This is a genomic window from Occallatibacter sp., from assembly GCF_049802275.1.
Lineage (GTDB): Bacteria > Acidobacteriota > Terriglobia > Terriglobales > Acidobacteriaceae > Telmatobacter.
This window is the reverse complement of sequence record NZ_JBARMD010000410.1, coordinates 1-7,579: the sequence shown is the minus strand read 5'-3', so window position 1 is coordinate 7,579 and position 7,579 is coordinate 1. Positions and strand designations below refer to the sequence as shown.

6 protein-coding genes are annotated in these 7,579 nt (G+C 58.4%); 3 read left to right on the top strand and 3 right to left on the bottom strand.

Annotated elements, in window-relative coordinates:
- The 3 genes from WA354_RS14390 to WA354_RS14380 form a co-directional block, all read left to right on the top strand.
- A partial coding sequence (locus tag WA354_RS14390; protein ID WP_472813709.1) for a putative zinc-binding metallopeptidase occupies positions 1-789 on the top strand: 789 nt, incomplete at its 5' end.
- 39 nt (positions 790-828) lie between these two features.
- Positions 829-1,875 (top strand): D-alanine--D-alanine ligase family protein, encoded by a 1,047-nt coding sequence (locus tag WA354_RS14385; protein ID WP_472813708.1) that lies wholly within the window; start codon positions 829-831, stop codon positions 1,873-1,875.
- 98 nt (positions 1,876-1,973) lie between these two features.
- Positions 1,974-4,016, top strand: a complete 2,043-nt coding sequence (locus WA354_RS14380) for a S9 family peptidase (protein ID WP_472813707.1) — start codon at positions 1,974-1,976, stop codon at positions 4,014-4,016.
- A 161-nt stretch (positions 4,017-4,177) separates the two neighbouring features.
- Here WA354_RS14380 and WA354_RS14375 read toward each other — a convergent pair whose 3' ends face one another.
- From WA354_RS14375 to murI, 3 genes are all read right to left on the bottom strand, one after another.
- Complete coding sequence (locus WA354_RS14375) at positions 4,178-4,927, bottom strand: hypothetical protein (protein ID WP_472813706.1); 750 nt, start codon at positions 4,925-4,927, stop codon at positions 4,178-4,180.
- A gap of 767 nt (positions 4,928-5,694) precedes the next feature.
- A complete protein-coding gene (locus tag WA354_RS14370) occupies positions 5,695-6,462 on the bottom strand; it encodes an enoyl-ACP reductase FabI (protein WP_472813705.1) in 768 nt (255 codons plus the stop codon).
- Between the two features lie 159 nt (positions 6,463-6,621).
- A partial coding sequence (murI, locus tag WA354_RS14365) for a glutamate racemase (protein ID WP_472813704.1) occupies positions 6,622-7,579 on the bottom strand: 958 nt, incomplete at its 5' end.

Here is a 7,579-nt window from a genome sequence, read left to right as displayed (position 1 = left end):
GCCAACCCTGACCTGGCGCAGCTTGAGCGCGACATGAACGACCTGGAAGATGCTCGCGAGATCATGATGTATATGCGGCATGAGGCCGGGCACGCATTCAATTACGCCTACCAGCTCTACAAATCAGCAGAGTGGCGCAACATCTTCGGTCCGTTTCGACGCGCCTATCGCGATAATTACCGTCCCATCCCCTTCTCGCGGAAGTACGTTCGCCACATGGCCGGTTGGTACGCGCAGAAGCATCCCGACGAAGACTTTGCCGAAACATTTGCAGTGTGGCTGACGCCGCGTTCGCAATGGAGGAAGCGCTACCAGGGTTGGGGTGCGCTGGCCAAGCTGCAATATGTGGATCGCGTGGCGCGCAAAGTGGGAGATGTCGAACCGCCCAGGCGTCGCGGGCGCACCGACATCACCGTGGATGAGATGGAATCGACGGTGGGCGAGTTCTATCGCTTGAGCCTGCCGGAAGAGATTCCGGTGGAGGAACTCGCGCTCGATACTGACCTTGCGGACATCTTTAATGTCTCGCCCAAGCGACGTACAGGCGTGCGACCCGCGCATGAGATGTTGAGCCAGCATCGCAAAGCGATTGTCGACAAGGTCGCGTACTGGAGCGGCGTGCAACGTCCGATCATTAACGGACTCGTCGAAGCCATCTGCAAACGTGTTGAGGAACTGGGCCTGCGCGTAGATGTTCGACGCGAGACTGAGTACCTTACGGAGTTCACTGTGTACACAACTGCGCTCGCGATGAATTATCTGATCCGAGGAAAGTTCATTCATTCCTGAGGCGTGCCGGCAGTTGCCGTCACTCCGATTGGAGGCCGTATGGCTGGAAAATTGAAAGTCACCGTACTGTACGATTTGTGGGAAGAAGAACCCGTTGAAGTCGAGGAAGAAGCTCCTCCGCCGCGCAAACGCAAGGGGCAAAAGAAACGCAAGAAGAAGCCGGTAAAGCACGACCGCGAAGAGATCTTCGAAGCGCTGGAGAAGCTCGGCCATGAGCCGTCGTATTACGTGCTCAACGGCCGGCCCCAATCCCTGCTCGGACTCGCCAAGTGTGGCGCCGATCTCATTTTCAACCTCACGGAATCGTATTCAGGGGATGACACCAAGGAGATGCACGTCACCGCATTTCTCGATCTGCTCGAGATCCCCTATACCGGCGCGGGACCGCACGCGCACATTCTTGCGCAGGACAAATCGATTGCCAAGAAGATGTTCGCTTTTTACGGGATTCGCTCGCCTTACTTCGCGACAGCTTATCGCGGCCACATCGACCACGCACACGACATCTCATTTCCGCTGATCGTGAAGCCCACTTCAGAAGATGGATCCATCGGCATCGACGCGGCTGCGGTGGTCACCAGCGTGAAGGAGTTGATGGAGCGCGTCTCCTATATACAAACCGAATTCGATTCTCCTGCGTTGATCGAAGAGTACATCGAAGGACGCGAAATCTACGCCTCCATCCTCGGCAATTACGAGAGTGCGCATGCGCTTCCGCTGGTGGAACTTGACCTGTCGAAGCTTCCTAAGGGAATGCCCAAAATCGCCAGCCAGGACGTGAAATTCGAGAAAGACACTGAAGCCTATAAGCTGACGAAATCGGTGATCGCCGAAGACCTGGATGAGGAAATCGCGAACAAACTCACCGAGACGGCGATCAAGGCTTATCGCGCCGTCAAGCTTCGCGACTATGGCCGCATCGACATGCGCGTTTCGAACAAGGGCGAGGTTTATGTCATCGAAGCGAATCCCAACCCATGGCTCTCAAGCGGACAGGAATTTGCCATGGCCGCGAAGAAATCCGGTCTGTCCTATACCCAGATGATCGCAGAGATCGTGGACCTTGCGATGGCTCGGCAGGCGTAAAGCGGCGCAGGGACGCGACAGGTCACAAGATGCTTCCGAAACGGGGCTCTCCCGGAGTAAGCTGCAAAGGCATCTGAAACGATACCGGAGGCGGTCCAATGAGAAAAATCCCCTTTGCAGTTATGGCATTTGCGTGCACGTTTACCGCGGTTCCAGCCATCGCTCAGCAGCCGCCGATCATCGATCGAGCCTTGTTTTTCGGCGAGATCCAGATTGCCGGGGCACAGATTTCGCCAGACGGGCAATATCTCTCTTTTCTGAAGCCTTACAAAGGGACGCGGAATATCTGGGTGAAAAAGGCGAGTGAGCCTTTCAGCGCGGCGAGGCCGATGAGCAAGGAAACGACGCGGCCAGTGCGGCAATATTTCTGGAGCCGCGATTCCAAATACATTTTGTATGCGCAAGACGCGGGCGGCGACGAGAACTTCAATGTCTATGCTATCGATCCGAGGCAGCCGGCCGATCCAGCGACGGGCGTGCCGCCCACGCGCGCGCTCACGAATTACAAGGGCGTACGCACCGAGATCTATGCGACACCGAAAGCGAAGCCCGACACACTGTACATCGGGTTGAATGATCGCGATCCGAAGTGGCATGACCTCTACGAGCTTTCGATTTCGACCGGCGAGAAAAAGCTCCTCAAGAAAAACACGGAGCAGATTGCCGGGTGGGATTTTGATCACGATGGAAACCTGAAGCTGGCAGAGCGGACCAACCAGGCGGGTGACACGGAAATCCTGCGGGTGGACGGGGAAGGATTCAAGCAGATTTACAGCTGTTCTGTTTTGGAGTCTTGCGGTGTGGCGGATTTCGACGCCAGCAACAAGCAGGCCTATCTGATCACCAACAAGGGCGATGTGGACCTGACGGAAATCGAAATGCTCGATCCATCGACGGGGAGCACCAGGAAGTATGAGAGCGATCCAGAGAACCGCGTGGACGTCGAAGGGTTGACGCAGTCGGATGTGGACTACCACGTCTATTTCACGCGATATGAGGACGACCGGTCGCGCCTGTACTTCAAAGACAAGGAATTCGAGAAGGAGTATCAGTGGCTGCAGTCGAAGCTTCCGGGCAAGGAGATCAATTTCGGCGCTCGTTCGAAGGACGAGAATATCTGGATTGTGAGCGCGACCAGCGACACGGAGCCCGGCGAAACCTACCTGTGGAATCGCAAGGCGAAGACGCTGGATTTGCAATATAAGATTCGTGAGGAACTGCCGCGCGAATCGCTATCGGAGCGGAAGGCGTACAAGTTCAAGTCGTCGGACGGGCTGGAAATTCGCGCCTACCTCACACTACCCAAGGGGTTGCCGGGGAAGGATCTGCCGCTGGTGGTGTTTCCGCATGGCGGTCCCTGGGCGCGGGATTACTGGGGCTATGACACGTTTGCGCAGTTCCTTTCCAATCGTGGGTACGCGGTGCTGCAGCCGAATTTCCGCGGGTCAACCGGGTACGGCAAGAAGTTTCTGAATGCCGGGAATGGTGAGTGGGGACGCAAGATGCAGGACGACCTGACCTGGGGCGTCAAGGCTCTGGTGGCCGACGGTACCGTCGATGCGAAGCGCGTCGGCATCTTTGGCGGCTCTTACGGCGGATACGCAACGCTCGCGGGTGTAGCGTTCACGCCGGATGTGTATGCAGCAGCGGTGGCGTATGTAGCGCCCTCGAATCTCATTACTCTGCTGGATGCGATTCCGCCGTACTGGGAGGCGGGACGCAAGCAGATGTACGCGCGCATGGCCGACCCCACGACGCCTGCGGGCAAGGCGCTTCTGATTGCGGAATCACCTCTGACCAAGGCGAAAGACATCGTAACCCCGCTGATGGTAGTGCAGGGGAAGAACGATCCACGCGTGAATATTCGCGAGAGCAACCAGATTGTGGCGGCTGTGCGCGATAACGGGAAGCCGGTCGAGTACCTGGTTGCGCCGGATGAAGGCCATGGGTTTGCGCGGCCGATTAATAACCTCGCGCTCGTGACGGCGATGGAGCAATTCCTGCCGAAATATCTTGGCGGGCGCGATCAGAAAGACGTGCCCGCGGATGTGGAGGCGAAGCTGAAGGAGATTACCGTCGATCCCAAGACGGTAAGCGGCGAAGTGACGCTAAAAGGGGCGCTGGCACCGGCGGCGAAGTAGAACGATAGCCGCGCGCGGAGCCGCAGGTGCGGCTCCGCCGCTTGAGTCCCTCCCGAATGGCCCACCATCCGGGAATTTCGCTATAAAACACGACCTTCGCTTGCCAAAGCTGCTCTCATCCTGAGCACAGCGAACGAACATTCGCATCAAGACACCTGGCTTTACAGCATGTTCCGCGCCCAGCTCTCGAGCCACGAGCGCGTGATCGACTTCCATGTCTCGTTGAAGTAGAGCCCCGTCGCCGACAGGCCCATAGCGATGACGAGGAAGGCTCCCCATAGAAACTGTTTCATGATCCGGTTGCGTTTCCAGTCCCAGAGAAACATGAGAAGGATGAGCAGCAGATTGCCGCCCTCGTAAAACAGGTAGGTGCCGAGAAAGGTAGTTGGTGCAGGCAGAAAGAGGCTGACCATCCGGGAAAAGCCCGCATCGCTGATGCAGATGGTGGCCAGAATGAGCACGCGCCGATGGGCGGCGGAGTTGCGGCGCATGAGGATGCCCCAGGGCAGCAGCACGGCCATGCAGATGACTCCGCTGAAGGCGATGGACAGGAACTCAGGAGGCAGAGCTCCGGGAGTCTGCAGGTTCAAGGCCTGCCAACTGAGTTCAGACCAGGGAGCGATCACAAAGATGAGAGCGGCGTAGCCGGCCGCAAACCAGCCGAAGCGACGGTGGAAGCGGACGTTGCCGGTTTCGACCATGAGCACAAGCGCGGTGGCAGTGAGCAGCCAGAGCGTGGTCGCGACGGCATGTACGTGGACGATCTTGGGTACGGGCGGCTGCTCCCGAAGGTAGTTGTGCAAATCGAAGCCGAAGCCGACGCCCACGAAGATCCAGAAGATGGCGAGCCAGATCAGCGCAGCCCGGCGATCTTCACGCGTGGGCCAGGATGCGGTTGTGTGTATATACACTCGCTTCGTTCCCCTTTTTCAGTCAGAAAAACGCACAACAATGGGATTGATGAGATGAATCATCTTTGCATATTGTGGCGATCGGCTTCGGATATTCTGAGCTTCGCCCGCTCCCGATGTTCCGATATTCGGGCACGTTCGCAAACGCGATGCGAGCGCACTGATCACGACAGAGCCGGTCAGCGGTCGAACCAACAAAATGAACACAATCATCCAGCAAACCCCAATCTGTCAAAACACAAACTGTCTCACCCAAGGGGTTCACCTCAAGGTTCTGTCAAGTGGGCTATCGCCGCCCCTCCCTCCAACCTCCACAATCCAAACGCGGAAAGAACATGCGCGTTTTGCATGCAATTCTCCCCGTTCGGCGCACAATCAGATTCATAGGTGTTTTCATGCTCACACGCAACGCCACCGTTGATTCCCGGGAGGTACATTTCAAGGTCCGACTCTGGGATGCCCGCTGCAATGTGTCTCTCTCCGCAGTCCACTCCCCACTCCTCGAAGAACGGCGCGGCAATCCAAATGCAGCACACAGTTGAAGTGTCAGCATTCTCCCCGGTTTAAAATGTCAGACACGTCCCCGGTCCATACCACCCCCCCACCCCCTCCCCCCTCCCCCTGTGAAACTGTGAAGCCCACCTGCGCCGGTTCGTAAACTGGGCAGTATCAATCGATCATCCGCGGAAATCCCACAGCTTCACAGTTTCTGTGAAACTGTGGCCGGAGTTGGTGGCAGGACTGAAACGAAGCAGAGGAAAGCTTTTTTAAAAACCCATGATGTTGTAGCCGCAGTCTACGTAGAGGGTTTCGCCGGTGACGGCGCTGGAGAGGTCGCTGGCGAGGAACAAAGCGACGCCGCCGACTTCGAGCTGGTCTACGTTGCGGTGGAGCGGGGCACGTTCGGCGTGTGCCCGCATCATCTCGCTGAGGTCGCCGACGCCGCGGGCTGCCAGCGTCTTGATGGGGCCGGCTGAGATAGCGTTAACCCGGATGTTGCTGGAGCCCAGATTTGAGGCGAGGTAGCGCATGGTGCATTCGAGTCCGGACTTGGCGACGGCCATAACGTTGTAGTTAGGCACTACTTTTTCGGCAGCGAAATAGCTCATCGTCATGATGCTGCCACCGTCCGTCATGAGCGGTGCGGCAGCGCGGCTGACGGCGATGAGCGAGTAGACGCTGACCTCGAGGGCGACACGAAAACCTTCACGGCTCGTATTAATGAATTCGCCGCGCAGATCAGCTGCGGGCGCAAATGCGATTGCATGGACGACGGTGTCGAGCTTGCCGTATTTTTCCTTCAGGGCGGCGAAGAGCGTCTCGATCTCGGTGTCGCTGGAGACGTCGCATTGGAAACCGGAAGCGCCGGGGAGTTCCCTGATGAGGTCTTCGGCCTCGAGCTTCATGCGCTCATTCTGGTAGCAGATAGCCAGGGTGGCTCCGGCCGCGGAGAGTTTTTGGGCGATGCCCCAGGCGATGGAACGCTTGTTGGCCAGCCCGAAGACCACTGCCGTTTTGCCTGCCAGATTGATCATGCTTTTCCTGTTCCTCCGGTGCGACAGGGGCTCAGGCCCCTCTTTCTTAAAGCCGTCTTTCGGCATGACTGAAGTCACGCCTCATACAAACCCGCATGTATTCGAAGCCTATCTAGGATATCAAGCCTGTGTGCCGCGTCTTGCGCTGGTTAAAACTTGCTAGCCGCCGAGGTCGACGAGTTGCACGTTGCCTACGGGGCGGCCGAGAAAGCGCGAGCCGAGGCGCTCGAATTTTTCGACGGAATCGGTGGCGAAGAATCGGAGGATCGGGTCGGCCGAAGCGTGTTCGGGTGGTGCGCCAAGGTCGCGCGAGAGATACATAACGAGTTTGCTGGCGGTGGACTCAGCGGAGTCGATGATCCTGGTGCCGGCAGGAAGGATGCGCTCGATCACGGGCTTCAGCAGCGGGTAGTGGGTGCATCCGAGCACCAGGGTGTCCGGGTTCAGGCCCTGCGCCGCAGCCTCGGCGCTCAGTTCTTCCAGGTAAATGCGAACGACCTCGGCGGTCACGGCAACCTGCGGTGTGGCAGGCTCGGCTTGCACCGCAAGGGGTTGATTGAGGCTGGAAGCGGCAACCCAGCCTTCTTCGACGAGGGGGACGAGGAGTGGGCAGGCTTTCTCAAGGGCGCGAAGGCCGTGGATTTGGCAGGCGGCGGCGTAGGCGTGGCTCTGCACGGTGGCATCGGTGGCGATAACCAGCACGTCCTTTGTCTTCGACGCCCGATGTGCGGCCTCAGCACCCGGCTCGATGACACCAATAACGGGAACGGAAGGCACGGCCTCCTTGATGTCATCAAGGGCGAGGGCGCTGGCCGTGTTGCAGGCGATGACGAGGTAGTCCGCGCCTTGCTCTTCGACCAGGAAACGCGCGCTCTGAGCGGCATAACGGGCAATGGTGCGGCGGGACTTGGAGCCGTAGGGGAGGCGCGCGGTATCTCCGATGAAAGCGTACCGTGCCTGTGGCGCGAGGGCTATGAGGGCGCGCAGGACGGTGAGTCCGCCAAAGCCGGAATCGAACACTCCGATCGTGGGTAGGTTTGAGCGGGCATCGGTCAAGGTTGGTTTCCCTCGGTAGGCGTGGCTTCCGCGGCCAGGTAGGTGCGGGTCAGGTCGGCGT

What these genes read in the sequence shown, in the direction of transcription:
- WA354_RS14380 (WP_472813707.1), top strand. Translation starts at nt 1,974, where the DNA reads ATGAGAAAAATCCCCTTTGCAGTTATGGCATTTGCGTGCACGTTTACC.
- WA354_RS14370 (WP_472813705.1), bottom strand. Translation starts at nt 6,462, where the DNA reads ATGATCAATCTGGCAGGCAAAACGGCAGTGGTCTTCGGGCTGGCCAAC.
- WA354_RS14385 (WP_472813708.1), top strand. Translation starts at nt 829, where the DNA reads ATGGCTGGAAAATTGAAAGTCACCGTACTGTACGATTTGTGGGAAGAA.